This is a genomic window from Streptomyces sp. HNM0645 (assembly GCF_030056615.1).
GTDB classification, from domain to species: domain Bacteria; phylum Actinomycetota; class Actinomycetes; order Streptomycetales; family Streptomycetaceae; genus Streptomyces; species Streptomyces marianii.
The window spans coordinates 26,499-53,215 of sequence record NZ_JASHLT010000025.1 but is presented as its reverse complement, the minus strand read 5'-3'; the positions used below and the strand labels follow the sequence as shown (position 1 = coordinate 53,215).

Here is a 26,717-nt window from a genome sequence, read left to right as displayed (position 1 = left end):
CCTCCCAGATGCGGTCCACGCGCAGTTCCCGGTACATGCGTTCGACGGGGTAGGAGCGGTCGTAGCCGCGTCCGCCGAAGATCTGTACGCAGCGGTCGACGACCCGCCCGGCCGCCTCGCTGGCCGCCAGTTTCGCCGTCGACGCCTTGGCGTGCAGCGCCTTGCGGTCGGTGCCCGGCTGATCGGCCTCCCAGGCGACCTGGTGGGTGTACGCGCGGTTGACGGCGATGTCGACGGCGCAGTCGGCGAGCATGCCCTGGACGAGCTGGAAGTCGGCGATGGGGGAGCCGAACTGGCGGCGTTCGACGGCCCAGTCGCGGGCCAGTTCGAGGGCGCGCTCGGCGGCCCCGGTCGTACGGGCCGCGATCATCAACCGCTCGTCCGTGAACCACTCCTTCGTCAGCTCGTATCCGTTGCCGACCCCGCCGAGCACGTCATCGTCGGAGACGAAGACGTCGGTGAACGTGAACTCGGGATGACCGTTCACGGCGGAGTGCATGAAACGCGGCACCCGGGTCATCTCCACCCCCGCCGCCTGCTTGTCGACGAAGAACAGGGTCGGCGCGCGTTCCTCGCCGGCGTCGGCCTGGACGAGCAGGAAGTCGGCGATGTCACCGCAGGTGACGAACCACTTCTCGCCGTTCAGCACCCAGCCGCCGTCCGTGCGGGTCGCGGTGCTCGTCCCCGACGAGGGGTCCGAGCCCGCGCCCGGCTCGGTCACCGCGAAGGCGTCGAACTTCTCGCCCCGGACGACCGGCAGCAGGTACTTCTCCCGCTGTGCCTCCGTGCCGTACGCCAGGACGTTCGCGGGCCGCCACGGAATGTCCCACAGACAGTTGGTGACCTTGCCGAACTCCTCCTCCACGATCACCTGGTCCAGCAGGGACAGCCCGGCGCCACCCCACTCGGCGGGCATGTTGATGGCGTACACGCCGGCCTCGATCGCGGCCCGGGTGAGTTCGCGGACCGTGTCGGCCGGCAGCGGACCGCCCGCCTCCTCGGACCGGTCCTCGTACTCCATGAGCAGGCGGGAGTAGGCGGCGGCCCGGGCCTTGAGGTCCGCCTGTTCGGGGGTGTAGCGGAAGTCCATGGGATGTTCCTCCGGAGATGCGTCAAGGGGAGGGGGATCGGGAGGGGATCCGGCGCGTCGCGCCGGGGGGAGACACGGAAGCGGGGTGCCGGTACGGGCCGGGGCCGGCGAGCGGGAGTGCCGGGGCCCGGTTGCGGGGAGGGGTCAGGCCAGTACCGCCCGGGCGTCGAGGGCCAGGGCGCCGTCCGGCCTCACCAGCAGGGGATTGACCTCCAGTTCGGCGATCTCGGGATGCGCGGCCGCTACGGCGGTGATGCGTTCGACCACCTCCGCCGCGGCGTCGACGTCCACCGCCGGCCGGCCGCGTACACCGGCCAGCAGGGCCGCGGTGCGCAGCCCTCGCAGCAGCCTCGCGGCACGCTCCGCCGGTACCGGTGCCAGCGAGAAGGCGACGTCGTGCAGTGTTTCCGTGAGGACGCCCCCGAGCCCGACCATGGCGACCGGACCGAAGCGCGGATCCCGGTGGACCCCCACGATCAGCTCGACCCCGTCCGAGAGGTCCGCCATCGCCTCGACCGAGTACGAGGAGGATCCGAGCCGGGCGTGCATCTCCCGGTACGCGGCGAGTAGGGCGTCACGGCCGGGCAGCCCCAGCGCCACCCCGCCCGCGTCCGACTTGTGCAGCACGTGCAGTGCCTTGAGGACGTACGGACCCGGGAACTCCTCGGCCGCCGCGAGTAGTTCGGCCTCACCGGTGACCTCCCGGGCGCCGGGGAACGGCACTCCGGCCGCGGCCAGCAGCCCGCGGACCGCGTGGTACCCGGAGTCGCTCAGCGCCGGGGCGGGCGGCGGCAGCGAGGACACCCCGGACCGTTCGTCCGGGTGGGCCGAGGCCATCGCGGCCAGGGCGCGTGAGGCGTCCTCCGTGGACGAGAACACCGGTATGCCCGCGTCGACCAGGGTCCGGCAGCTCGGCGACGCCGGATACATCGACTGGACCACCAGCGGCTTCGGTCGCCTCCGCCAGTGGCCGACGATCTCACCGGCCGCACGGCCCTCGCCCTCCGCGAGCGTCGCGCCACCGCCGCCCAGCCCGCCGCCCGCGGCCGCGTAGCCGCCGAAGTAGCCGGTCACCAGGACAGCGTCGACCTCGTCGGCGGCGAGCAGGGCCCCGACCGTCGCGGAGTACGAGAGGGGGTCCTGCTCCCCCATGCCGGCCAGGTCCACCGGGTTGCCGACCGCGGACTGCTCCCACAGCACCGACCGCAGCTTCTGCCGCGTGGGCTCGCCGAGTTCGGGCACGTCGAGCCCGGCGGCCTCGGCCGCGTCGGCCGCGATGACGCCGTGCCCGCCGCCGTCGGTGAACACCGCCGTACGGCGGCCGCCGGACCGGGCCCGGGCATTCAGCGCCGCGAGGACCACCGTCATCTCCCGCGGTGTGGCGACGAGTTCCACCCCGGCGTCCCGGCACGCGGCCGCGACCACATCGGCCGAGGTGGTCAGCGCCCCGGTGTGGGACTGGGCGCTGCGGGCGGACGCGGTGCCACGGCCCGCGGTGAGGAGGACCACCGGCTTGCCGGCCGCGGCGGCCGCCCGCGCGAAGGCGCGGCCGTCGCCGAAATCCTCCGCGTACACGGCGACGGCCGACGTCGCGGCGTGCCGTGCGCAGTCCTCGACGAGGTCGACGAGAGTGACGTCGGCCTGGTTGCCGAGCGAGACGAACCGCGAGAAGCCCAGCCCGTGCGGAGCCAGCCGCAACTGCAGTTCCAGGGCGAGGTTGCCGCTCTGGCTCAGCAGGGCGATCCCGCCGGGTGCGAAGGTGTCCGAGGCGAGATACAGCTCGGTCGTGTTGTCGGCGACGCCCAGGCAGTTGGGGCCCACCAGCACGGCTCCCGCCTCCCTCACCCGCGCCGCGACGGCCCGCTGCCGCGCGAGCCCGGCGGGGCCCGTCTCGGCGAAGCCGGCGGTGATGCCGACGATCGCGCGGGCACCGCACGCCAGGGCGGAGTCGACGGCCTCCTCGAAACCCTTACCCGGGACGGAGACCACCACGAGCTCCACCGGCTCGCCGATCTCGGCGAGGGTCCTGGCGGCGGGGCGCCCGAGGACCGTGCCACCGCGGCGGTTCACCAGATGCACCGGCCTGCGGTGCGGAGCGCGGAGCGCCTGCGCGGCCACGGCGTGGCCGTACTTCGCGGGGTCGTCACTGGCGCCGACGACGGCGACGGACTTCGGGTCGAACAACGCGCTCAGATCACGGGGCATGTCACTTCTCCAGGCGCAGCGCGGTGTTGGGGCAGCTGTCGACGCACGCGCGTGCCGCGTCCTCCGAACCGGGCGGCACATCGGTGGTCAGCACCGACGCGTAGCCCCATTCGTCGAGGTCGATCAGCCCGGGGGCGTGCTCCTGGCAGAGCCCGTAGCCCTGGCAGCGGGTGGAGTCCAGGAAGAGTTTCACGCGGCGTTCCTTTCGGCGAGGGCGGGACGGAGAGGGTGGGGCGAGGGGCCGGGACCGGGTCAGCGGACGGGGGTGGGGTCCGGGCGGAGGCCGGCGACCTCCGGAACGGGCACGACCAGCCGTTGACCTCCGGTGGCCGGACAGCCGGCACACACCGGGCACGCCGTGCCCAGGTGGTCGCGCACGGTGTCGGGGAACGCGCGCAGCAGACTCCCCGCCGTGCCCGCGGCGGCGTCGAGCAGCCCGCAGGCGCCGCGCCCCGGCAGACCCCGGGCCCAGCGTTCGAGCCGCGCGGCGGCGTCCGGCCCGGCCCCGCCGGTGGCCAGCTGCCGTAGCGTGTCGCGGATCGCGGCCGTGCCCGACACGCACACACCGCACTGCCGAGCGCTCTCGGCGGCGAGATGGTCCACGGCGTCGTGGGCGACGGCGACGGGGCATCCGCCCGGTGCGAGGAAGCGGATCGCCCCGCAGCCGAGGGACGTGCCGGCGTCGGCCAGCACACCGGGGTCCAGCCGCAGCGCCAGCGCACCTGAGCCGACGAGGCCGCCGAACAGCCCGCCCATCAGCACGCCGTAGGCGTCGCCGGAGCCCTGGCCTCCGGCGAGGTCGTGCAGGCGCACACCGTAGGGCGCCTCGACGAGCAGGGGAGCGTCGCGCCGGGACGACAGGGTGAGCAGGGTGGTGCGGGCGATCGTCTCGCTCAGCTCCGGGTGCGCGGCGATCAGCGCCATCCGGGCGAGCGTCTCGACGTTGGCGACCAGCGTCGGCCGGCCGGCGACCCCGCGCTCGTAGGGCCGGGGAGGTTTGGCGGCCGGCAGCGCGGGGCCGCCGTTGATGCGCCGCACCACCGAGGTCTCCTCGCCCGCGACGTAGCCGTGCGCGGTCTCGACCACCTCCACCGGGACCTCGGGCGGGTGCTCCTCGAGGGCCCGGCGGACCTCCGCCGCTGCGCAGGGGTCGGACAGGTACACATAGCCCTGCGTGGCGCCGGTGATCTCCGCGGCGCGGGAGATCCCGTCCAGCACGAGGTGCGGCCTGGCCCGCAGCAGCCAGCGGTCCTTCACGGACCCGGGCTCGCCCTCCTCGCCGTTGGCCACCACGACCGGTACTCCGCCCCCTTCGCGCACGGAGCGCAGCTTCACGGCGGCCGGGAAACCGGCGCCACCGCGGCCGCGGAGGCCGGCGCGGTCGACGGCCTCCAGCAGCCGGGCCGGGGAGGCGGTCTCCCCGTACCCGCCCGAGCGGGTGTACGTCTCGGCGCTCTCGGTCTCGCCCGGCTCCGTGCCGAGTACCGAGACCGCAGGATCGTCCAGGAGCGAGCGCACGGCGGTCGTGCCGGTCATGTCCGGTCTCCGTTCGGAGTGGGGGTGTCTGCCGAGGGGACCTCGGCGGCGGCGCGGACGCGTTGGCGGGCCGGGGTCGCCCTTGGGGGGAGGCCGATGCGCTGTTCGGCCCCGGTCGCCGTCGCGGCGGAGCCGGTGGTGGGGCCTTCCCCCGGTGACCCCGGTGACCCCGGTGCTGCGGCGGCCGCGGAGGAGGCGGTGCCGGGCGTTCCCGCCATGGCGGCCCGCAGGGTGCGGACCGCGGTCTCCAGGGCGGAGCGGTCCCGTGCCGTGCGGTCGTAGCCGGAGCCCGGCAGGCCGATGAGCATGCGGTGGTGGTCCAGGACGACCTCGCCCGCGACGAGCGCGGCCCCCCGGTCGCCGGACGCGGTCCCGTCCGCCACGGAGGTCACGAGTTCGGTGACCTCGGCGAGATAACGCAGCCAGCTGCGTTCGGAGCCGTGCAGGATCAGCCTCTCCACCCGGCGGCGCTCGGCGGCGGCCGGTCCCCGGGCCTCGGCGCCGGCGTCCGGTGCGCCGGTGCGCAGCGCGGCCACGGCGGGGGGCAGTTCCCGCTCGGGTTCGGGCGTGAGCCCGAGCCAGACGAGACTCCGACGACCGCTCATGCGTGCCTCCGGGAGAGGAGAGGGGGACTTCGGGGAGCTGGAGCAGCAGAGGAGGAGCTTGGGGTGGTGAACGGAGCCGGGGGTCTCGCGGTGTATCCGGGGCGGGGCCGGGTGCGGGCGAGCACGAATGGTCGGGCCCGGGACGGCGGCTGACGGACGCCTCGGGCGCATGGTTCGGGTGCGCGGGACCTGATCGGACGCGCCGGGTCCCGACTGCGGGCTCTCGGCCTCCGACCAGGGCCGGGGGCTCTGGAGTACGGATCGCCGGGAGCTGCGATGCCCACTACGCTAACTAATCAGTTAGTCAGTTCACAAGTCTTGACACCACCGGACCATGTCAGCAGTCTGACTGACCAATTAGTCAGCTCGGTTCCGGCCCCTTCGCCGGACCCGGCCGACCGTCCCTGGGCCGCCTCAACACCGATCGCCGCCTCCGGTGGCATGGAGGAGTCAGCCGATGCAGCCCGAAGCCCCCGCAGAAACACCGAGCAAGGCCGGTGCCGCCGGGCGTGGCGGGAGTCCTCCCTCCGCCTCCGAGGGCAGAGCCGGGAACCCACCCGACCCCGCGACCGTTGCCGCGCCCGCGGGATCCCCCCAGGACCACCCCGCAAACCGCCCCGCCGCTCCCGAAGCCCCGGCATCCCCCGCCTCCGAGGACGGTGCCGGCTTCCGGGCCCCCGCTGCCGGACCGGTCGCGGAAGCAGCCGCACCCGCCCGGCCCCCCGCCGGGAACCCCGCCGCCCCGGCCGCCCCCGGCGCTGCGCTCGCCGCCCGCTACTACACCGATCCCGCCGTCGCCGAGGCCGAGACCTCGCACATCTTCGCCAGGGCGTGGCAACTCGTCTGTCACGAGTCCGACCTCCCGGGTCCGGGAGCCCGCCTCGCCGCCGCGATCGCCGGTCAGGAGGTCATCGTCGTACGCACCGAGGACGGCGGCCTCGCCGGCCACCTCAACGTCTGCCGCCATCGCGGCACCCGGCTGGTCACCCGGCCCGAGCCGGCCGGCAAGGCGATCCGCTGCCCGTACCACGGCTGGACGTACAAGCTGGACGGGCGGCTGGTCGGGGCGCCCGAGGCCCGGCAGATCCCCTGCCTGGACAAGCCCCGTCTCGGGCTGTTCCCCGTCCGGGTCGAGTCCTTCCTCGGCTTCGTGTTCGCCAACCTCGACCCGGACGCCACCCCGCTCGCCGAGCAGTGCGCGGGTCTGGCGGAGGCCGTCGGCCACTACGCCGGAGCCGATCTCGTGCCCGTCGGCCGAAGCCGCATCCACGACCTCGGGTCCGCCGAGGTGCAGCACGCCAACTGGAAGGTCGCCGTCGACAACTACCTCGAGGGATACCACGTACCCGTCGCCCACCCGGGCCTGATGCGCCTGCTCGACTACCAGCGCTACAGCTGCGAGGTCGACGAGGCGTACGCCCTCTTCGCCTCTCCGCTGCGCGACAAACCGTCGTCGAACTGGGCCGAGCGCCTCTACCAGCGCCTCGCCGCCCCCATGCCGGGACTGACCGAGGCGGACCGCCGTGTCTGGCGGTACGCCGTGATCTACCCCAACACACTCATCGACTTCTATCCCGACCATGTGCTTGCCTGGACCGCGATCCCAACGGCGGTGGACCGTGTGGCCGTGCCAGGAGCGTTCTACACCCGCCGCGGCACCGGGCTGCGCACCCGGATCGCCCGGCGGCTGAACATCCACATCGGCTGGATCACCAACGACGAGGATGCCGAACTGGTGGCCCGTGTGCAGAAAGGACTGATGACCCCGGGCTTCGAGCCGGGCCCGCTGTCCCGGCGCGAGGAGGCGGTCGGCTGGTTCGCCGAGCGCGTCCGCGCCGACCTCGACGGCGTGGAGCACTGAGCCGCCCGGGCCCCACGGGCGCCGAGCCGTGCCCCTGCCGCCCCACGGCACGGGCGAGTGATCCACGCAAACCCACGGCGACGCGGATCGACGAGCCGCATCCGCCCGCCACGTACCCTGTCGAGCCATACCCGGCGGTGCACCCCAACACCGCGCAGGCTCCCCGGTCCGTGCACGGAGGCCACAGCTCCGTGCACCCACGACCGCTCCCGCAGCAGTGCCCGTCACCGTACGGCCCCATGGAGAGGACCCCGATGTCCCCCGAGGCACCCTCGTCCCCGCCCCAGCTCACCGTCCCCACCGCCCTGTCCCGACGCTCCCTCCTGCGCACCGGCGCCGCCACGGCCGCCGGTCTCGGCCTCGGCCTGACCTCGGCGGGATGCGGATTCCTGTCGTCCGGCCCCACCGCCGACAGCGACGACCAGAAGCCGATCGACGTCAAGGTCGATGGCGACCTGGTCTACTTCAACTGGGCCGACTTCGTCGATCCCGCCGTCCTCGCCGGATTCGAGGGGGAGTACGGCGTCAAGGTCATCCAGTCGAACTTCGACTCGATGGAAGGCATGGTCGCCAAGCTCAACGCCGGCAACCGCTACGACATCATCTTCCCCACGGCCAAATGGGCCCAGCGGCTGGCCACCGGTAACCGGCTGCACCGGATCGACCACGGCAAGCTCAAGAACGCCGAGTCGATCCTCGGGCAGTACGCCTACTTCGCGGACCCCTGGTACGACTCCGGTTCCCGGCACACCCTGCCGTTCACCATGTACAAGACCGGGATCGGCTGGCGGAAGGACAAGATCGGCGACGATCTCGGCGGCTCCTGGGACGACCTGTGGTACGCCCGCGCCAAGGGGCGGGTCTTCGTACTCGACGACCGGGACGAGGTCCTCGGCTTCGCCGCACTCAAGCTCGGCCTCGACGTCTCCACCACGGACGTGGACGAGCTCGGGCGCATCACCGAGACCCTCCTCTCCCTCCGCCCCCATCTGCGCGGCTTCTCCAGTGACAGTTACAACAACCTCCTCAACGGCAACGCGGCCATGACCCAGGCCTGGAGCGGGGACATGGCCGCCATGCTGAGCCAGGCCAAGGACCCCTCGGTCTTCGGCTTCGAGATCGCGAAGGAAGGCGCCCCGGTCAACTCGGACTGCTACGCCATCCCCTCCAACGCCCGCCACCCCGGTACCGCGATGCTCTTCATCGACTACATGCTCCGACCGGAGAACGTGAAGAAGAACATCGAGTACCTCGGCTACCCGATGCCGGTCGCCGGTAGCGAGGACACCTACGCCGCACTCGTGGAGCCCTTCCCCGAGTGCCTGGTCTCCGCGGAGGACCTCAAGGACGACCTCTACTTCCGCAACGGGACCACGAAGGGCGAACAGGCACGCGACAGCGCCTGGACCCGCGTGAAGGCGGGATGAGATGGCACCGCACACCCCCGGCCTGAGAACCCGGACCTCCGGGAGACCGGGCCCCTCCGCGAGGAGCAACCGGCTGTGGGCCTGGCTGATGGTCCCCGGCACCCTCTGGATGGCCACGTTCCTCGTCGCCTCGCTCCTGCTGGTCGCCACCCTCGCGCTCGGCACCACCGATCCGCTCGGCAATCCGCAGTTCGGCCTCAACTTCGAGAACTTCGCGGCCCTGGCCGATCCCGCCTACCGCTCCGTGCTGATCCGCTCGCTCGGCTACGCCCTGCTGACCTGTCTGATCTGCCTGGTCGTGGCCTACCCGGTGGCCTATGTCATCGCCCTGCACGGCGGACGGTTCAAGAACCTCCTGATCGCCGCCATCGTCGTGCCGTTCTTCGCGAACTACCTGGTCCGGATGTACGGCTGGTCCGTCGTCCTCTCCGACGACGGGCCCCTGCTGAAGGCGCTGCGGGGCATCGGGATCGCGGACGGCGGCACCAGGATCCTCCAGACCGGCGCGGGCGTCGTCGCGGGACTCGTCTACGGCTTCATCGTGTTCATGATCATCCCGCTGTACGCGGCGCTCGAACGGATGGACATCTCGCTGATCGAAGCCGGGCGCGATCTCTACGGCGGACCGCTGCGGACCTTCTTCCACGTCACCCTGCCGGCCACCCGGCAGGGCGCGGCGGCCGGCTGCGTCCTCGTCTTCCTGCCCGCCATGGGCGACTTCGTCAGTGCCCAGCTGATGGGAGGTCCCGACCAGATCATGATCGGCAACCTGATCCAGGACAAGTTCTTCCAGGGCCAGAACTGGCCGCTGGGCTCAGCGCTCACCATGCTGATGATGGCCGTGCTGTTCATCGGGATGCTCGGCTATCTGCGGCGGGCCCGCAAGGACGAGATGGACGCGGAGGCAGGCCGATGACACTCCGCCCGGCCCTCAAGCCGAAGCCCCGTCCCGCGGACGAGACGGTGCGTACGCCCGGCCCCCGCAAGCGCGGCACCCGCCCGGGAACCGGCGAGCGTTCCCGCCCGGCCCCGCGCCGGGGCCGCCGCGGCACCGAACGCAGGCCGCGCTTCGCCATCGCCGTGACCGCCGCCTTCTTCGCGCTGCTCTACCTGCCGATCGGCGTCGTCGCCCTCTTCTCCTTCAACTCCCAGAAGTCCCTCACGGTGTTCAAGGACTTCAGCCTCCGGTGGTACGGGGCCTTCCTCCGCGACGACGGTCTGCTCGAGTCCCTCGACATGAGCCTGCGGGTCTCGCTGGTGGCCATGGCCGGCTCGCTGCTGCTGGGGGTGACACTGGCCCTCGGACTGGTGCGCTGCCGAAGCCGGCTCGGCTCCCTCGCCGGACTGATCATGCTCGTCCCCCTGATCACTCCGGAGATCGTCACCGGGGTCGCGGCCATGCTGCTCTTCAAGGGCATGGGCATCACCCTGTCCACCACGACGGTGATGCTCGCCGAGATCACGTTCTCCATCTCCTATGTGACGGTCGTCCTGCGCTCCCGGATCGCCGCACTCAACCCGGAGACCGAGGAAGCGGCGATGGACCTGGGCGCCACCCGCTGGCAGGCCCTGCGGCTGGTCACCCTGCCCGCGCTGCTGCCCAGCATCCTGGCGTCGGGGGTCCTGATCTTCGCCCTGGTCTTCGACGACTTCGTCCTCGCCTACTTCACCACCGGCGTCGACCCGCAGCCGCTGTCCGTGCGGATCTACTCGGCGATCCGCTTCGGGGTCCAGCCCACGATCAACGCGGTGGGCACCCTGATGCTCGTCGGCTCGATCCTCCTCATCGTCCTCGCCCTCTTCATCCCGCGCCTGTTCGGTCGTCGCGGCGGCCTCGATCTGCTCTCCGGGAAGTGACACCGTGACGCCCACCGCCTCCTCGAAGCCCACCACCCCCACCACCCCCACCTCCACCACCGCGCCGACGGGGGACCCCGCACCCGCCGTCCGGCTCGAGGGGATCAGCAAGAGCTACGGCGACTCCTACGCCGTGCACGAGCTCTCCCTGGACATCGCCCCCGGCGAGTTCTTCTCGCTCCTCGGCCCCTCCGGCTGCGGCAAGACCACGACGCTCCGGATGATCGGCGGCTTCACCGACCCCACCGACGGCACCGTCCTGCTCGGCGGAGAGGACGTCACCGCCCTTCCGCCGAACAAGCGCGACGTCAACACCGTCTTCCAGAGCTACGCCCTGTTCGACCATCTCTCGGTCGCGGACAACGTGGCCTTCGGCCTCAAGCGCAAGGGCGTCGCACGCGCCGAGATCCGGGAGCGGGTCGGCACCATGCTGGAGCGGGTCCAGCTCGGCGGTCTCGGCGACCGCAAACCCCGGACGCTCTCCGGCGGCCAGCGCCAGCGCGTCGCACTCGCCCGAGCCCTGGTCAACCGACCGCAGGTGCTGCTCCTCGACGAGCCCCTCGCGGCCCTCGACCTCAAGCTCCGCCGCCGGATGCAGGTCGAACTCAAACAGATCCAGCGCGAGGTCGGCATCACCTTCGTCTTCGTCACCCATGACCAGGACGAGGCGCTGACCATGTCCGACCGGGTCGCGGTGATGAACGAGGGACACGTCGAACAGTGCGGAACCCCCGAGGACGTCTACGAGCGCCCGGCCGGCAGCTTCGTCGCGTCCTTCATGGGCACCTCCAACCTGGTCCCGGGCACCTATCGCGCCGGCGAGATCGTCGTCGACGACGGACCCGCGCTGCCCGTCGGAACCCGGGCCGGCATCGCCGACGGCAGCCGCGTCAACCTCTCCATCCGCCCCGAGAAGATCTGGCTGTCCGACTTCGAACCGGGCATGGCCCTGGCCTCCGGCGTCATCCGCGAGACCGTCTACTCGGGCGCCACCACCACCTACCTCATCGAGCTCGTCCCCGGCATCACGCTCTCCGTACTGGAGCAGAACACCGCCCGCTCCCGCATGGAGGACCGCTGGACCGGCGGAGAACGCGTCGAGTTCGGCTGGAAGCCCGAACACTGCCTCGTCCTGGACTGACCCCAGCCGCCCCTGCCGCGCCCTCCGGCAGCGGCCGGCGCCCCATCCAGCGAAGGAACCAACGCCCATGAACCACGACGTCATCGTGCTCGGCGCCGGACTCGCCGGCCTCGCCGCCGCACGGGACCTGGCGGCCGGCGGCGCCGACGTGCTCGTCCTTGAGGCCCGGGACCGCGTCGGCGGACGCGTCGAGCAGACCACGCTCCCCGACGGCCGGATCGTCCAGCTGGGCGGAGAGGTCGTCGGCCGCGCGCACACCGCCTACCGCGAACTCGCCGCGGAACTCGGACTGACCCTGGTCCCCAGCTATGTCGCCGAACCCGGCCGCATGGCCAGGGCCACCCCGGAGGGCGTCTCCGCGGGAGACCCACCCCACTGGTTCGGGGCCGGCGACGACGCCTGCCACCGGCGGGTCACCGCCGCCTTCACCGCCCTCGCCGAGGGCGTCGATCCGGACGACCCCTGGTCCCACCCCGAGGCCGGCGCCCTCGACGCGCTGTCGGTCGCCGACTGGCTCCGTTCCGAAGGGGCGGGTCCGGCCGTCGTCCGGCTGTGGGAGATCGGGCAACTCGCCCTCGCGAGCGGCTCGTACGAACGGACCTCGCTGCTGTCGGCCCTGCGCAAGCACGCCGCCGTCCCGGGCGGCGACGCAGGCGAACACTACGACTACGAGGACTGGGAAGGACTGCGGATCGCGGAGGGCTCCGCCACCGTCGCCCTCCGCATGGCGCGGGACCTCGGCCCCCGTGTCCGTACCGGGGCCCCCGTGGACCAGCTCGCCGTACGCCCCGGCGGCTGCTCCGTACGGCTCGCCGGCGGCGAGACGCTCACCGCGGGCGCCGTCGTCAGCGCCCTCCCCGTGGGCCCGCTGCGCGCGGTCGCCGTCAGCGGCGTCTCCGACGAACGACTCGCCTCACTGCACCGGCAGCGCCAGGCCGTCGCCGCCAAGTTCATCGCCGCCTACGACAAGCCCTTCTGGCGCGACGGCGACCTCAACGGGCTCTCCGAGTGCGAAGGCGTACTCGGCTCCACCTGGCCGCAGAACGAGGGCGTCCTCTCCGCCCTCGTACCCCCCGAACGGTACGGCGTGCTCCTCGGCATACCCGGCGCCCTGCGCACCCGGGAACTGCTCGCCGACATCGCCCGCCTCTACGGCGAGGAGGCCCACGCCCCGCTGAGCACCCACGTGCGGATGTGGGGCACCGATCCCTGGACCCGGGGATACGTCACCCAGTGGGTCCCCGGTGACGTGATGGCCGTCGGCCCCCGGCACGGCACCCACGAACCGCCCTTCTACGTCTGCGGATCCGACCAGTGGGTCGCCGGCTACATGGAAGGCGCGGTGCGCACCGGCCGCGCAGCGGCGAAGGAGGCACTGCGCCGTGGCTGACGAACCCGTGACCGTCCTCAACCACATCGGGGGAGCGGACGTCCCCGCCGCCTGCGGTGCGACGACGCAACTGGTCGACCCGACCAGCGGTCTGGCCAGGGGCACCGCACCGCTGTCCGGCGCGGCCGACACCGACGCCGCCTGCGCCGCCGCGGCGGCCGCGTTCGACCGCTGGTCCCTGACCACCCCGGCCGAACGGCAGCGCGCCCTGCTGCGCATCGCCGACGCCATGGAGGAACACACGGACGCACTCGTGGCCGCCGAGACCGCGGACACCGGCAAACCCGCGGCCCTCTTCCGAGCCGATGAACTGCCCGCCGCCGTCGACACCGTGCGCTACTTCGCGGGCGCCGCCCGGAACCTGCCGGGAGCCGCCGCCGGCGAGTACACCGAGGGGCGGACCTCCCTGCTCCGGCGCGAACCGGTCGGCGTCTGCGCCCAGATCACACCGTGGAACTACCCGCTGATGATGGCCGTGTGGAAGATCGCCCCCGCGATCGCCGCCGGGAACACCACGGTCCTCAAACCCGCCGACACCACCCCTTCGTCGTCCGCCCTCCTCGCCCGGCTCGCCGCCGAACACCTGCCGCCCGGAGTCCTCAACGTCGTCTGCGGCGACCGCGACACCGGCCGCGCGCTCGTCCAGCAGTCCGCCGTCCGACTGGTCGCCGTCACCGGCAGCGTCCGCGCCGGGCGGGAGATCGCCGCCGTCGCGGCGGCCGACCTCAAACGCGTCCATCTGGAACTCGGCGGCAACGCCCCCGTCATCGTCCACGACGACGCCGACATCGAGACCACCGCCGCCGAACTCGCCGCCGTCGCCTACTACAACGCGGGCCAGGACTGCACGGCCCCCACCCGCGTCCTGGTGCACACCGCCGTCCACGACGCCTTCCTCGCCGCGTTCGCGGCGCAGGCGGAGAAGCAGCGCCCGGCGGCCGACTTCGGCCCCCTCAACAGCGCCGCCCAACTCGCCTCGGTCGAAGGGCTGCTGGAGCGTCTCCCGGCCCGTGCGGAGATCGTCACCGGCGGCTCACGCGCCCTGCGGCCCGGCTACTACCACGAGGCCACCGTCGTCACCGGTGTCCACCAGGACGACGAGATCGTCCAGGAGGAGGTGTTCGGTCCGGTCGTCACGGTGCAGCGCTTCACCGACGAGGCCGAGGCGTTCCGGCTCGCCAACGGTGTGCGGCTGGGGCTCGCCGCCGGTGTCTGGACCACGGACCACGACCGGGCCATGCGCGCGACCCGCGCGCTCCACACCGGGATCGTCTGGGTCAACACCCACGGGACCACCGTGTCGGAGATGCCGCACGGCGGCGTCAAGCACTCGGGCTACGGCAGCGATCTGTCCCTGGCCGGTCTGCTCGACTACACGCAGGTCAAGCACGTGATGCTGTGACCCGTGGGACGGCGCGTGGGCCGGCTGGCCCCGTACGCGGCGCCCCTCGGCCGGACGGCGGGGACGGCCGGGAGGACGCCTCCGGGCACGCGACACGGCCGCCCCCGAGCCGTCCCCCCGCACGACGTGCAGGCCCCCCTCCATGACCGCGACCGACACCACGGCTCTCGCCGTCCTGCCGTGACGCGCCCCGGGCACGGCGGTGTCGCCCGCCGCGACGCGCACGACGATGGCCGCTACGGCGAGGAGGTCGTCCCTCCCGGGGAGACGGGTGAGGACGACCGGATCGACCAGGGCGCCCTCGCGTACGGCGAGACGACCCCGGCCCGTCTGACGGCCAGCGACGCAGGGCCGGACCGGCACTGCCTCGACAGCGGGGCCGGTACGGGAACCGCGGTGCGCGGTCGCCGCACCGGTCGGGAGCGCGGCCGGTACTCGCCGTGGGCCGGGCGTCCGCTTCCTCGCGGCCCGGCCGACCCCGGGGCTCACCGCGCTGGAGGCCGACGTCACCGGCCCGGCGGTCGGCCCCGGCCGGTTCGGCCTCGTCCAGGCGCGGTTCGTCCTGATGCATCGGCGGGAGCACGAGGAGCTCATCGCCGGGCTGAGCGCCTGCGCACCCCCCGGCGGCGCCCTCCGTCCTCGTGCGCCACTCCTGCGGCCCGGGGCCGGATGCCGTCCCCGCACCGACGCGGAACAGTGGTCCGGGTGGGCACCCTCAGGGAACTGACGCCGCAGCAGCGCGCCGCGATGATCGCCACCGTCACCGCGAGCGTGCTGCTGTTCTCCAGCCTGACGAGCGTCATCGTCGCCCTGCCCCGGATCCAGCGGGACTTCGGGCTGGACGGTTCCACCCTGCACTGGGTCGTCGTCGCCGCCCTGCTCCCGCTGTGCGCCGTAGCCCTGATCAGCGGGCGGCTCGGCGATGTGCTGGGGCGGCGCCGAGTGTTCCTGCTGGGCATGGTCTGCTTCGGGATCGGCTCGGCGCTGTGCGCGGCCGCGCCCGGCGGGCTCGTGCTGGTGGCGGCACGCGGTGTGCAGGGACTCGGTGTCGCCCTGGCCGTGCCGCTCGCGCTCGCCAATCTGACCGCCGCGCTGCCCGAGCGGCGGCACGGCTGGGCCATCGGGGTGCAGACGGCCTTCACCAGCTTCTTCGGCGTGGCCGTACCCCTGGGCATCGCGCTGCTCGTGGAGTTCGGCAGCTGGCGTTGGGCGTTCGCCGCCTGCGTCCCACTGAGCGCGATGGTCGTCGTCACGGCCAGCAGGCATCTCGTGGAGAGCCGGGGGCCGGCCGGGACGTCCATGGACGTCCCGGGCGCGGTGCTCATCGCCGCCGGTCTCACCCTCGTCGTCCTCGCCTGCGAGCGTTCCTCCGATCTGGGCTTCGCCGCGCCGGGCACCCTGCTGCCGCTCGTCACGGGCGCCGTGCTGCTCGCCCTCTTCGTGGCGGTGGAGCTGCGGACCGCCGAACCGCTGCTGGACCTGCGCCCGCTGCGTTCGCCGACGGTTTCCGTCCCGATGGCCTCCCTGGCCCTGGTGCAGTGCACCTCGCTCGCCGTCGCCGTCTATGTGACGCTCTATCTGCAGCACGTGCTGGATCTCGGCGCCCTGCGCACGGGTCTGCTCCTCGCGGCGTCCAGCGTCGGCACGGTCGTGCTGTCTCCGCTCGTCGGACGGCTCACCGACCAGGGGTACGGTCGACGGCTCATCCTCACGGGTCTGGCGGTGCTCGGCTGCTGCCTGCTGTGGCTGACCTACGGGGTGGCGAAACGCCACGGCGTCCTGCTCGTCCCGGCCCTGCTGGTGTTCGGTCTCGCGCCGCCGCTGGTCTACCCGGCGGCGACCGCCCTGATCATGGCATCCGTGCCCGGCTCGGCGCGAGGCGTGGCCGCGAGCCTGTCCGTGCAGAGCCGTCAGATCGGCGCGGCTGTCGGACTGGCCCTGGTGAACGCGCTGTTCACCACGGCCGAGTGGGACGAGCGCAACGGCCTGCTGGCCTCAGCCGCCGGTGACGGAGACGACTTCACCCCGCGGGAGCAGCGCGCCCTGGACACCGTCCTCTCGCGCGAGGAGGAGCGGCAGGAACTGCTCGCCCGGCTTCCCGGCGCCGCGCACGAGCGGGTCGGGGCGGCCGCCGACAGGGCGTTCGTGACCGCGCTCGAGGTCAGCCTGCTGACGCTGGGAGGTCTGATTCTGGTCAGCGCAGTCCTGCTCGCCCTGGTGGGCGGCCTCGGCCGAAGCACCGCGCCTCCGGACGGGCCGGCGCCGGCCACTCGCTCCTCCGGGCGAGCGGGCCTCTCCAGCCGTAGCGCAGGGCCGGCAGCCGGAGAACGAAGGCGGCGGGCACGGCGGCGGCGCTGCTGATCGGTCCGAGCAGGCCGAACTGCAGCAGGACGGCCGTCGTCCCTGCGCCGAGCACGGAGGGCAGTGCCCACATCCCGGGGTCGCGGCGCAGCAGCGAGGGGACCTCCACGGCGGGCAGGTCCCTCGGCGCACGCCTCCGCCCGCGGCCGTCGCGACCCCGATGTCGGCGGCGTGGAACGGCTCGATGCCCCACACCGCGGCCTCGACCGTGCCGGAGACGCCGAACGGCCCGAGCCCGGCGGCGTCCGCGACCCGGACCGCTCCGCCGATGCGGTTGACCGGTGGGGCACCGGGCCGTACGCCCCGTCCGTCAGGCGCCGCTCGCGCGGAGCATCCCCTCGCGGTCGACGATCTTCACCCGCTCGCGGCCCTGGGGCTCGCCCAGCGCGCGCTCGGCCTCGTCCAGCCGGTACCAGCCGTCCCACGTGGTGTACCGGACGTTCCGGTCCTCGAGGAAGGCGACGACCGCCTCGGGGTCCGGCGCCGACGGCGTGTGCAGACGGTCGTTGGCGTGGTCGTCGAGGAGGCTCGCGACCGTCTCGTTGGCGTCGCCCTTGGTGTGGCCGATGAGGCCGACGGGCCCGCGCTTGATCCAGCCGGTGACGTACGTCGACCGCCGGTGCTTCCCGGCCTCGACGACCCGGCCCGCCTCGTGCGGCACCGTGCCGCTGCCCAGGTCGAAGGGCAGCTTGGCGACCTCCTCGGAGAGGTAGCCGACCGCGCGGTACACCGCCTGGACGTCCCAGTCGTGGAACTCGCCCGTGCCGGTGACGTTCCCGCTGCCGTCGAGCGCCGTCCGCTCGGTGCGCAGCCCCGTCACCCTGCCGTCCTCGCCCACGACCTCGACCGGGGACTCGAAGAAGTGGAGGAACAGCTTGTGCGGCCGGTCGCCGACGTCCCGGATCGCCCAGTTCTCCAGCGTCTTCGCGACCATGTCCGCCTGCTTGTTGGCGCGGCGCGTGGCGATGGAGCCCTCGTCGTAGTCGATGTCCTCGGGGTTGACGATGACCTCGATGCTGGGGGAGTGGTCGAGTTCGCGCAGTTCCATGGGGCTGAACTTCGCCTGCGCGGGGCCGCGGCGCCCGAACACGTGCACTTCGCGGGCCCTGTTCCCGGCCAACCCGTCGTACACGTTCGGCGGGATCTCCGTGGGCAGCAGTTCGTCGGCGGTCTTGGCGAGGACGCGTGCCACGTCGAGCGCGACGTTGCCGACGCCGAGCACCGCCACCTTCTCCGCCTCCAGCGGCCAGCTGCGCGCCACGTCCGGGTGGCCGTCGTACCAGGACACGAAGTCGGCCGCGCCGTAGGAGCCCTCGAGGCCGATGCCGGGTATGTCGAGCGCCCGGTCGGCGTTGGCACCCGTGGAGAAGACGACCGCGTCGTAGAAGGCGCGGAGGTCGTCGAGGCCGATGTCACCCGGGTAGTCGACGTTGCCGAACACCCGGATCTGCGGCTTGTCGAGCACCTGGTGGAGGGCGGTGATGATGCCCTTGATCCGCGGGTGGTCGGGTGCCACGCCATACCTGATCAGCCCGAAGGGGGCCGGCAGCCGCTCGAAGAGGTCGATGGACACACCGGGGTCCGTGGCGGCCTCGGACTTCAGCAGGGCGTCGGCGGCGTAGATCCCCGCGGGTCCGGCTCCGACGACAGCGACCCGCAGGGGGCGAGGCATGACGGTTTCCCTTCGAACGGCAACGACGGTCTCGCCGATCACTCTCTCACCCGGACGACCAGGTCAGGTAAGGGGGCCCTAATTTATGACCCCATAAGTCGGGCTTATGAGATCCCAAAGTCGATGTTGATGAGTGCGCGCCCTTCCCGGCAGGGATCGCCCGGCCGGTGTCCCGTGCCGTCCCGGCGTTTTGACTGGTCACAGTCACAATGGCCTGGTGACTTCCGACACCGCCCCCACCACGTCACCGGCCGCTCCCCCGCATTCACCCACCGCTGCCCCCGCGCCGCGCCCCGCCCCCACGACATCCCCCGCCTCCTCCCCGGAGCCCGCCCCGCACCGCACCCGTGTCGTCGTCGTGGGGGCGGGCCCCGCCGGGCTCACCGTCGCGAACATCCTTCGAGCCGCCTCCGTCGACTGCCTCGTGCTGGAGACCGAGAGCCGCGCGTTCATCGAGCGACGGCCCCGGGCCGGATTCCTGGAGGAGTGGGCGGTGCGGGCCCTGGAGCGGCGCGGCCTCGCCGACGGCCTGCTGGAACGGGCTCAGGCGCACGGCGAGTTCGAGTTCCGGTTCGCCGGCGAACGCCATCGCTTTCCGTACGGCCGACTGGCGGGAAGCCGTCACTTCGTGTACCCCCAGCAGCTGCTGGTGGCCGACCTCGTGCGCAGATACGCGGACGACACGGGCGGCGACATCCGGTTCGCCGTCCGCGACGTGCAGCTGCACGGTCTCGACACCGACCGGCCCTCCGTGACGTACACCGATCCGGACACCGGCCGGCGGCGGCGCGTCGACTGCGACGCCGTGGCCGGGTGCGACGGTGCGCGAGGGGTGTGCCGCGGAAGCGTGCCGCCGGAGCGCTCGACCGTGGCCAGGCACGACTACGGCATCGGCTGGCTCGCCCTCCTCGCCGAAGCCCCGCCCTCCAGCGACTGCGTCGTCTTCGGCGTCCACCCCGACGGCTTTGCCGCTCACATGGCCCGCAGCCCCCGGATCACCCGCTACTACCTCGAGTGCCCGCCGGGCGACGACCCCGCAAACTGGCCGCACGAACGTGTGTGGTCCGAACTGCGCCGCCGGCTCGCGGCCGCCGGTGCGCCGCCGCTCACCGAGGGCCGGCTCATCGAGAAGCGCGTGCTCGACATGCACAACTACGTCGTGGAACCCATGTCGTACGGTCGGCTCCATCTCGCCGGGGACGCCGCGCATCTCGCCGCGCCGATCGCCGCGAAGGGGTTGAACCTGGCCCTGTACGACGCGCTGCTGCTCGGTGACGCGCTCGTCGCGTACTGCGCCGAGGGGGACACGCGCGGGTTGCGCGCGTACTCGGCGGAGTGCCTGCCGCGGGTGTGGCAGTACCAGGAGTTCTCGCAGTGGCTCTCGGAGGTCCTGCACGGCGCATCCTCGGGCGATCCGTTCCGCGCGGGCACCGCGACCGCCCGCCTCAGGCGCCTCTTCGACTCGCCCGCCGCCGCGGCCGCGTTCGCCGAGCTGTACATCGGCAAGGAGATCGACTGCTGACCGGCCGCCCGGGGCCGGTGCCGACGCCCCTGGGGGACCGGCCGCGTCCGGTCCACGGGCGCCCCGGGCCCGGCCCGACGGCCCCTCCGGCCCGGGTGCCGCTGCTCAGGCGACCAGGGGGCGGTCCCACGGTGCGATCGGCGACGGCAGCACCGTGGAGCCGGTGAGATAGCGGTCCGCCGCCGCCGCGGCCGCCCGTCCCTCCGCGATGGCCCAGACCACCAGTGACTGCCCGCGTCCCGCGTCGCCGGCGATGAACACCCCCTCCGTCCGCGGGCGCCCTCCCGCTCGCCCGGCCCGTCCGGACGAGGCGTCCGCACCGGTCGGGGAGTCCTGTCCACCAGCGGTGTCCCGGTCCGACGGACGTGCCGGCAGGGCGCCGAAGTCACCGCCCCTTGCGAAGTTGCCCCGGCCGTCCACGGTCAGTCCCAGCTGCTCCATCAGGCCCGAGCCCTGCTCGGGCCCGGAGAAGCCCAGGGCGATCAGCACCAGCTCCGCCGGCAGGACCCGTTCGGTCCCCGGCAGCGGACTCCTCGCCGCCGGCTCCACCTCCGTAAGGCACAGCCGGCGCACATGCCCCGCCGTATCGCCTTCGAAGTGAAGGGTCGCCGAGGAGAACAGTCGGGGGTCGATCCCCTCGCGGCCGCGTGCCTCCGCATGGGCATGGGATATCCGGTACACCTTCGGATGCGTCACGGGCCACGGCTGCGCGTGCGGCCTGGACTCCCCGGGCTCCGGATTGATGTCCAACTGAACCGCGGAGAGCGCGCCCTGGCGCAGGACGGTGCCGAGGCAGTCGGAGCCGGTGTCCCCGCCCCCGATGATCACGGCATGCTTGCCCTCGGCGGTCACCGGGGGAGCGGCGTAGTCCCCCTCCTGGACGCGGTTCGCGTACGTCAGATAGTCCATGGCCTGGTGGATGCCGTACAGCTCGCGACCCGGCACGGGCAGCTCGCGCCGCTCCGTGGCGCCCACCGCGACGATCAGTGCGTCATGGCGCCGTCTGAGCTCGGCGGCGTCCAGCTCACCGCCGACGTCCACGCCCGTCCGGAACTTGGTCCCCTCCTCACGCATCTGGTCGATGCGGCGGTCGAGATGGCTCTTCTCCATCTTGAACTCGGGAATGCCGTAGCGGAGCAGGCCGCCCAGCCGGTCGTCGCGCTCGTAGACGACCACGGTGTGGCCCGTGCGGGTCAGCTGCTGCGCCGCCGCCAGTCCCGCCGGACCGGACCCGACGACGGCGACGGTCCGGCCGCTCAGCCGCTGCGGCGGCTGCGGCGGCGCGTACCCGCGCTCCCACGCCTCGTCGGCGATGGTCTGCTCGACGTTCTTGATCGTCACCGGGTCGGCGTTGATCGCGAGGACGCACGCGTCCTCGCACGGCGCCGGGCACAGCCTTCCGGTGAACTCGGGGAAGTTGTTCGTCGCGTGCAGCCGTTCCGCCGCGGCCTGCCAGTCGCCGCGCGAGGCGTACGCGTTCCACTCCGGGATGAGATTGCCCAGCGGGCAGCCGCTGTGGCAGAACGGGATGCCGCAGTCCATGCAGCGAAGGGCCTGCTCGGACACGAGCGGGAGGAGCGCCTGCCCCGCGTAGACCTCCCGCCAGTCGTCCAGACGCTCCTCGACGGGGCGCGGCGGGACGGGCCGCCGGGGGATCCTGAGGAAGCCGCGTGGGTCGGTCATGCGCCGCCTCCGTCGTCCACTCGCACTGCACCGCGACGTTCCGACCAGCCTACGCCTGGTTCGTCCCTGCTTGTCATGGCTTGAGTGGCGCCCGGCGCGGCATGGCGCTGCGCCCCACCGTCCCCACGCGTACCGCACCTCCACGCCGCTCCGCTCGGGCGCCGGCGGTGCTGCCGCTCCCCTTGGAAGTGACCCGCCGGTAGCGCTGCGAGGCGGAAACGGGCCCCGGGGTTCCCCTCACGCCGCGTGCCGTCCTTCACAGTGCCGCCAGGCAACGCCGGGGCCGCGCACACCGTATTGCTCGGAGAGACCGCGTGCCGCGGGGGCGTGCGCGCGGGGCCCGACCGAGGAGCAGCCGCAGATGAGCGAAGAAGCCCAGCAGTCCCGCTCGCGCCTCCGGCGGAGCGTGCCGAGCCGCCGCCGGATCGACTACCCGCGCCGCGGCAGACGGGGTTTCCGGCGCTGGATCCCCTCCTGGAGACTGCTTCTGGGCGCCTTCTCGACCGTGGTCGTCGGGCTGCTGGCGCTCTTCGCCGCCGTCTACGCCTACGTCGACATTCCGAGCGAGAACGCGGCGGCGCGCCAGGAGGCCAACGTCTACTACTGGTCCGACGGCACCCAGATGGTGAGCGTCGGCGCGGTGAACCGGCAGAACCTGCCGCTGTCGCGGATCCCCGTCTCCGTCCGCAACGCCGCCATCGCGGCCGAGAACGCCCGCTTCTACGAGGACTCCGGCGTCTCGGTCTCCGGTCTCGCCCGAGCCGTCGCGAACATGGCACGGGGCCAGGAGACCCAGGGCGGCTCCACCATCACCCAGCAGTACGTGAAGAACACCTACCTCTCGCAGGAGCAGACCCTCTCCCGCAAGGTGCAGGAGTTCTGCATCGCCCTGAAGCTCGACAGCCGCAAGACCAAGGACGACATCCTCCAGGGGTACCTGAACACCAGCTGGTTCGGCCGCGGCGCCTACGGGATCCAGGCCGCCTCCAACGCGTACTACGGCATCAGCGCCGAAAAACTGAATCCAAGTCAGGGAGCTTTCCTCGCCGCCCTGTTGAAAGGCGGCAACGACTACGACCCGGCGCTGGGCGCGAGCCGGCACAAGCGCGCCGTGGAGCGCTGGTCCTGGATCCTGGACCGCCAGGTCGAACTGGGCATGATGAGCGCGGGGGAGCGGGCGCGGTACAAGGTGTTCCCGGCGCCCCGCCCCCAGTCCAAGTCGACCAATCTGAGCGGACAGACCGGCTATCTCGTCGACATCGCCAAGCGCTACGTCAAGAAGCGGACGAACCTCACCGACGCCGACCTGGACCGCGGTGGCTACCGGATCCACACCACGTTCGACCGGGCGGCCGTCAAGCAGCTCGAACGCTCCGTCCAGGGCGTACTCAAGCGGAACATCGACCCGAAGGCCCGTGCGGAGGACCGCCATGTGCAGGTCGGCGCCGCCTCGGTGCGGCCCGACGACGGCGCGATCATTGCCCTCTACGGTGGCCCCGACGCCACCTCGCACTTCACCAACAACGCCGACACCTCCGGGGTGCCCGCGGGCTCGGTCTTCAAGCCGTTCGTCCTCGCCGCCGCGCTCCAGCACGGGGCCGTGGCCGGCGACGGCTCCGTGCAGGCCGTTACCACCGAGAGCGCCTTCGACGAGTCCGGCCGGCTGACCGCGGGTCTCTCGCCGGTACCGCAGGACCGCGCGTTCGTGTCCCCACTGGACGGCTCCCGCGGCCTCCTGACCCTGCGCAAGGCGATGGCTGCCGGCATCAACACCACCTTCGAACGCCTCGGTTCGGCCATCGGACTGGCACGGGTCGAGGACATGGCCGTGGGGGCGGGCATGCTCCGGGGCAGCATGGCGCCCCGCTCCCGCGAGTTCCCGCTCGGCACCTCCTCGCCCAGTGCCATCCGGGTGGCGAGCTCGTACGCGACCTTCGCCGGCGAAGGGGTACGGCACGAGCCGTACTCCGTCACCAGGGTGCTCCGCGGGGACGACCCGGTCGCCGGCCTCGCACGGCCCGCGTCACGCCGCGTCATGAACCCCGAAGTCGCCCTCGACGTCACCTCCGTGCTGGAGGACACCGCGTTCGGCACCCCGGCGGCGCCCGCCACCAGCGTCCTCGGCCGGTTCGCCGGGGCGGCCACGGGGCGCAGCGACACCCAGCGCGCGGCATGGTTCGCCGGATACACCGGGAATCTGTCCACGGCCGTGACGATGTTCCGTTCCCAGCCGGGGAAGGCGCTTCTCACCATGGCCGGCACCGGCGGTGAGGGAACGGTGCGCGGCAGCGTCTTCCCGGCCCGGATCTGGGCGGACTACATGACCTCCGACCCCTTGCGGAAGATCGCGCCGCCCCGGCCCGCCGCCGCCCCGGAGGCGCCCCCCACGACCCCGTCGCCGGAGTAGGGGGCCGCCGTCCGGCCGGGGCCTCAGGTGCAGCGGGTGCCGTCCGCGGGAGGCAGCCCCTCGATCAGGTACCTGTCGACGGCCCGGTCGACGCAGGCGCTGCCGACGTTGTACGCGCTGTGCCCGTCGCCCTCCCGGGTCAGCAGCACGCCGGACTCCAGCTGCCGGGCCAGGGACTCCGCCCAGTCGTACGGTGTCGCCGGGTCCCGGGTGGTGCCCACGACCAGGATCGGCGGAGTGCCCGGCGCGGAGACCGTGCGCGGTGTGCCCACGGAGGCGACAGGCCAGTCCGTGCAGCCGAGCGCGGCCCAGGCGAGCCACTCGCCGAACACGGGGGATGCCCGCCGGAAGGAGGGCAGCGCGGCCTGCAACTCCTCGGCCGACGTGACGGCCGGCGGCAGGTCAAGACACGAGATCGCCTGGAAGGAGTGGCCGTACGCGTCGTCGACGGCGCCCTCGACCATCCCGGAGAACTCCGTGCCGTTGCCCGCGAGTGCCGCGGCGACGGCGGACTCCAGCACGGGCCAGGAGTCCCTGCTGTACAGCGACTGCGCCGTGATCACCACAGCAGTGTCCCGGTCGAGGAGTTCGGTGCCGCTCACCGGGAGCGGGGCACGGTCCAGCCGCGCCAGCAGATCGGTCAGGCGTTTCGCCGCCCTCGCCGGATCGGTGCCGAGGGGGCACTCCGGCCGACTCGCGCAGTCGGCGAGGAACGCGTCCAGGGCCCGCTGGAATCCGGCGGCCTGGCCGCGCAGCGACTCCAGCGCGTCCAGCCGGGGGTCCACCGCGGCGTCCAGTGCCAGCCTGCCGACCCGGTCCGGGAAGAGGTCGGCGTACAGCGTGCCCAGATACGTGCCGTAGGAGACACCCAGGAAGTTCAGCCCGGGATCGCCGAGGACGGCGCGGAGCACGTCCATGTCGCGGGCCGTCTCCACGGTGGACACATGGCCCAGGCGCGGCCCCGTTCCGGAGCGGCAGGCGGCCCCGGTCTCCCGGGTGGACCGGACGAGTCCGTCGACCTCCGCCGGGGTGTCGGGGGTGATGTCGACCGGGTCGGCGTCCCCGGCCGCCCGGACGGGAGCACAGCGCACCGGGGCGCTCTCGCCGACACCGCGCGGGTCGAAGCCCACGAGGTCGTACCTGGCGGCGAGTTCGGGGGTGGCAGGCGGCCCGGCAGTGGATTTCACGGCATCGACGCCCGACACCCCGGGCCCTCCGGGGTTGTAGAGCAGCGAGCCGAGCCGGCGGTCGGGATCGGCCGCGCGTACACGGGCGAGCGACAGCCGGATGGTGCCGGCGGCCGGGTCGGCGTAGTCCAGCGGCACCTCCAGTAGGCCGCACTGGACGTCCGGACCGCAGCTCTCCCAGTCGATCCGCTGCGCGTAGAACGGGCGGATCCCCTCCGGGACGGAGGCGGGGATGCTCGCCGCGGTGCCCTGGGAGCGGGTCGCCGAGGTCCCGTCGTCGGCTGCCGCCGAGGAGGGGAGCCCCGCTCCGGCGGCCAGCGCCAGCGGCACGACCGACAGAAGCGCCGCCGCCCGCCGGCCGCTTGCGCCCGCCGGCCGGTCGCGTCCGGAGCGGGTGAGCGGCGCGCCGGCGGCGATCACGGCCTGGTACAGCACCCCGCGCAGCCCGGCCGCCCGGCGCCGGGCGGTCGGGCGCACACGGGCGGGGACCCCGCGCCCGGGGCCGGCGTTTACGGGCCGGCCGGGGCGGTCGTGGCCGGGCACTGGGGTGTCCATGGTCTGCTCCCGTCTGCGGACGGCCGCGTCAGCGGCCCACTCCCGAGTGAAGCGGCGGAGGGCGCGCGGGAACACGTCCGGGAACACGTGGCTTGACAGTCCGGACACCATCTGGGACGCGATGTATGCGCAGGTCGGAGGCGGGATGCCGCGATCCGTCGGGTCCATCGCGCGGTGGATCGTGTGATGACGTGGTTTTGGCGGCGTACGGGTGATGTGCGGGATGTGCAGGAACCGCTGCGCCGCCCGGGAGCGCCCTCAGTGGTGTCAGTGACGCAACCACTGGAGGCTTCCATGACCGCTGAGCCCCTTCTTTCGCTGTCGTCGGTGCTGTCGGGGACGGGTGCCGACCCGTACCGGGTCCCCGGTGCGCGTGACATCGACGCGCTGTACCCCGCGATGGCGGGTGACGGGGACGAACTCCTGCCGCCCGCCCCGCAGGAGCGGCTGCCCATCCCGCTCGCGGCGCACGACCGGCGGCGACTGGACCTGCACTCGGCCCTGACCGCCAACGGCGTCGCGCCGCTGCCGGGCGACCTGGACGCGATCAACATCCTCAGCGCGCTCGACGACCGGACGGTGGAGACCATCCTGCACTGGATCACCGTCCCCGGCCCGAGGCCGGCTCGCGCCAGTTGACCGCTCGGCGCGACCGGCCGCTCCCGAGTGCCGCGAAGGGCCGGGAACCCGTGCCGGAGCACCGTGGGCGTACGCCCACGACCGCCACGGCGGCCGTGGGCGTACGTCCGTCCCGGGCCACTCGCTGCCCGGGTCCCGGGGCGGTCCGGGCGGCCCGGCGGCGGGAGGGCCGTGTGG

Annotated in this window: 18 protein-coding genes and 2 pseudogenes; 11 read left to right on the top strand and 9 right to left on the bottom strand. The window is 73.0% G+C overall.

The window, feature by feature from the left end; translation table 11 throughout:
• Positions 1–7: 7 nt before the first annotated feature.
• From QMZ92_RS19310 to QMZ92_RS19290, 5 genes and pseudogenes are all read right to left on the bottom strand, one after another.
• Positions 8–1,090, bottom strand: a pseudogene (locus QMZ92_RS19310) (acyl-CoA dehydrogenase family protein); the annotation flags it as partial.
• A gap of 144 nt (positions 1,091–1,234) precedes the next feature.
• Positions 1,235–3,295: an acetate--CoA ligase family protein gene (locus QMZ92_RS19305; RefSeq protein ID WP_283298615.1), complete on the bottom strand. Its 2,061-nt coding sequence runs from the start codon at positions 3,293–3,295 to the stop codon at positions 1,235–1,237.
• A 1-nt stretch (position 3,296) separates the two neighbouring features.
• A complete protein-coding gene (locus QMZ92_RS19300; protein ID WP_283298614.1) occupies positions 3,297–3,488 on the bottom strand; it encodes a ferredoxin in 192 nt (63 codons plus the stop codon).
• A gap of 59 nt (positions 3,489–3,547) precedes the next feature.
• Positions 3,548–4,831 (bottom strand): NADH-ubiquinone oxidoreductase-F iron-sulfur binding region domain-containing protein, encoded by a 1,284-nt coding sequence (locus tag QMZ92_RS19295; RefSeq protein ID WP_283298613.1) that lies wholly within the window; start codon positions 4,829–4,831, stop codon positions 3,548–3,550.
• Positions 4,828–5,436, bottom strand: a complete 609-nt coding sequence (locus tag QMZ92_RS19290; protein ID WP_283298612.1) for a hypothetical protein — start codon at positions 5,434–5,436, stop codon at positions 4,828–4,830. Before QMZ92_RS19290 ends, QMZ92_RS19295 begins: the two co-directional genes overlap by 4 nt.
• A gap of 457 nt (positions 5,437–5,893) precedes the next feature.
• Between QMZ92_RS19290 and QMZ92_RS19285 the strand changes: the two genes are divergently transcribed.
• From QMZ92_RS19285 to QMZ92_RS19250, 8 genes are all read left to right on the top strand, one after another.
• Positions 5,894–7,297, top strand: coding sequence for an aromatic ring-hydroxylating oxygenase subunit alpha (locus QMZ92_RS19285; RefSeq protein ID WP_283298611.1), 1,404 nt, complete (start codon positions 5,894–5,896; stop codon positions 7,295–7,297).
• Between the two features lie 239 nt (positions 7,298–7,536).
• Positions 7,537–8,724: a polyamine ABC transporter substrate-binding protein gene (locus QMZ92_RS19280; RefSeq protein ID WP_283298610.1), complete on the top strand. Its 1,188-nt coding sequence runs from the start codon at positions 7,537–7,539 to the stop codon at positions 8,722–8,724.
• A 1-nt stretch (position 8,725) separates the two neighbouring features.
• A complete protein-coding gene (locus QMZ92_RS19275; RefSeq protein WP_283298609.1) occupies positions 8,726–9,640 on the top strand; it encodes an ABC transporter permease in 915 nt (304 codons plus the stop codon).
• The gene (locus tag QMZ92_RS19270) at positions 9,637–10,581 is read left to right on the top strand and encodes an ABC transporter permease (protein WP_283298608.1); all 945 of its coding nucleotides are present in this window, start codon (positions 9,637–9,639) and stop codon (positions 10,579–10,581) included. The genes QMZ92_RS19275 and QMZ92_RS19270 overlap by 4 nt, the downstream gene beginning before the upstream one ends.
• Positions 10,582–10,585: 4 nt before the next feature.
• Entirely contained in the window at positions 10,586–11,722 is a 1,137-nt protein-coding gene (locus tag QMZ92_RS19265; RefSeq protein ID WP_283298607.1) for an ABC transporter ATP-binding protein, read from the top strand.
• A 67-nt stretch (positions 11,723–11,789) separates the two neighbouring features.
• Positions 11,790–13,112, top strand: a complete 1,323-nt coding sequence (locus QMZ92_RS19260) for a flavin monoamine oxidase family protein (RefSeq protein ID WP_283298606.1) — start codon at positions 11,790–11,792, stop codon at positions 13,110–13,112.
• A complete protein-coding gene (locus QMZ92_RS19255) occupies positions 13,105–14,514 on the top strand; it encodes an aldehyde dehydrogenase family protein (protein WP_502962091.1) in 1,410 nt (469 codons plus the stop codon). Before QMZ92_RS19260 ends, QMZ92_RS19255 begins: the two co-directional genes overlap by 8 nt.
• A 705-nt stretch (positions 14,515–15,219) precedes the next feature.
• Positions 15,220–16,875 carry an MFS transporter gene (locus QMZ92_RS19250; RefSeq protein WP_283298605.1) on the top strand — a complete coding sequence of 552 codons (1,656 nt, stop codon included), beginning with the start codon at positions 15,220–15,222 and terminating at the stop codon, positions 16,873–16,875.
• A 135-nt stretch (positions 16,876–17,010) separates the two neighbouring features.
• Here QMZ92_RS19250 and QMZ92_RS36425 read toward each other — a convergent pair.
• Both QMZ92_RS36425 and QMZ92_RS19245 read right to left on the bottom strand, forming a co-directional pair.
• A pseudogene (locus QMZ92_RS36425) lies at positions 17,011–17,145 on the bottom strand (TRIC cation channel family protein); the annotation flags it as partial.
• Between the two features lie 40 nt (positions 17,146–17,185).
• The gene (locus QMZ92_RS19245) at positions 17,186–18,547 is read right to left on the bottom strand and encodes an FAD-dependent oxidoreductase (RefSeq protein ID WP_283298604.1); all 1,362 of its coding nucleotides are present in this window, start codon (positions 18,545–18,547) and stop codon (positions 17,186–17,188) included.
• 358 nt (positions 18,548–18,905) lie between these two features.
• Between QMZ92_RS19245 and QMZ92_RS19240 the strand changes: the two genes are divergently transcribed.
• Complete coding sequence (locus QMZ92_RS19240; protein ID WP_283298655.1) at positions 18,906–20,069, top strand: 4-hydroxybenzoate 3-monooxygenase; 1,164 nt, start codon at positions 18,906–18,908, stop codon at positions 20,067–20,069.
• 105 nt (positions 20,070–20,174) lie between these two features.
• Here the strand turns inward: QMZ92_RS19240 and QMZ92_RS19235 are convergent, their stop codons facing one another.
• The gene (locus QMZ92_RS19235; RefSeq protein ID WP_283298603.1) at positions 20,175–21,752 is read right to left on the bottom strand and encodes a glutamate synthase subunit beta; all 1,578 of its coding nucleotides are present in this window, start codon (positions 21,750–21,752) and stop codon (positions 20,175–20,177) included.
• Positions 21,753–22,113: 361 nt separating this feature from the next.
• On the opposite strand from QMZ92_RS19235, the gene QMZ92_RS19230 reads away from it, so the two are divergent.
• The gene (locus QMZ92_RS19230; protein WP_283298602.1) at positions 22,114–24,159 is read left to right on the top strand and encodes a transglycosylase domain-containing protein; all 2,046 of its coding nucleotides are present in this window, start codon (positions 22,114–22,116) and stop codon (positions 24,157–24,159) included.
• Positions 24,160–24,182: 23 nt separating this feature from the next.
• Here QMZ92_RS19230 and QMZ92_RS19225 read toward each other — a convergent pair whose 3' ends face one another.
• Positions 24,183–25,901 (bottom strand): alpha/beta hydrolase, encoded by a 1,719-nt coding sequence (locus QMZ92_RS19225; protein WP_283298601.1) that lies wholly within the window; start codon positions 25,899–25,901, stop codon positions 24,183–24,185.
• 294 nt (positions 25,902–26,195) lie between these two features.
• On the opposite strand from QMZ92_RS19225, the gene QMZ92_RS19220 reads away from it, so the two are divergent.
• On the top strand, positions 26,196–26,540 hold the full coding sequence (locus QMZ92_RS19220; RefSeq protein WP_283298600.1) for a hypothetical protein: 345 nt from the start codon (positions 26,196–26,198) through the stop codon (positions 26,538–26,540).
• Positions 26,541–26,717: the final 177 nt, after the last annotated feature.

Excerpts from the sequence above, each read along its gene's own strand:
- QMZ92_RS19305 (WP_283298615.1), bottom strand. The coding sequence starts at position 3,295 with ATGCCCCGTGATCTGAGCGCGTTGTTCGACCCGAAGTCCGTCGCCGTC.
- QMZ92_RS19295 (WP_283298613.1), bottom strand. The coding sequence starts at position 4,831 with ATGACCGGCACGACCGCCGTGCGCTCGCTCCTGGACGATCCTGCGGTC.
- QMZ92_RS19290 (WP_283298612.1), bottom strand. The coding sequence starts at position 5,436 with ATGAGCGGTCGTCGGAGTCTCGTCTGGCTCGGGCTCACGCCCGAACCC.
- QMZ92_RS19285 (WP_283298611.1), top strand. The coding sequence starts at position 5,894 with ATGCAGCCCGAAGCCCCCGCAGAAACACCGAGCAAGGCCGGTGCCGCC.
- QMZ92_RS19280 (WP_283298610.1), top strand. The coding sequence starts at position 7,537 with ATGGAGAGGACCCCGATGTCCCCCGAGGCACCCTCGTCCCCGCCCCAG.
- QMZ92_RS19275 (WP_283298609.1), top strand. The coding sequence starts at position 8,726 with ATGGCACCGCACACCCCCGGCCTGAGAACCCGGACCTCCGGGAGACCG.
- QMZ92_RS19270 (WP_283298608.1), top strand. The coding sequence starts at position 9,637 with ATGACACTCCGCCCGGCCCTCAAGCCGAAGCCCCGTCCCGCGGACGAG.
- QMZ92_RS19260 (WP_283298606.1), top strand. The coding sequence starts at position 11,790 with ATGAACCACGACGTCATCGTGCTCGGCGCCGGACTCGCCGGCCTCGCC.
- QMZ92_RS19245 (WP_283298604.1), bottom strand. The coding sequence starts at position 18,547 with ATGCCTCGCCCCCTGCGGGTCGCTGTCGTCGGAGCCGGACCCGCGGGG.
- QMZ92_RS19235 (WP_283298603.1), bottom strand. The coding sequence starts at position 21,752 with ATGACCGACCCACGCGGCTTCCTCAGGATCCCCCGGCGGCCCGTCCCG.
- QMZ92_RS19230 (WP_283298602.1), top strand. The coding sequence starts at position 22,114 with ATGAGCGAAGAAGCCCAGCAGTCCCGCTCGCGCCTCCGGCGGAGCGTG.
- QMZ92_RS19225 (WP_283298601.1), bottom strand. The coding sequence starts at position 25,901 with ATGGACACCCCAGTGCCCGGCCACGACCGCCCCGGCCGGCCCGTAAAC.
- QMZ92_RS19220 (WP_283298600.1), top strand. The coding sequence starts at position 26,196 with ATGACCGCTGAGCCCCTTCTTTCGCTGTCGTCGGTGCTGTCGGGGACG.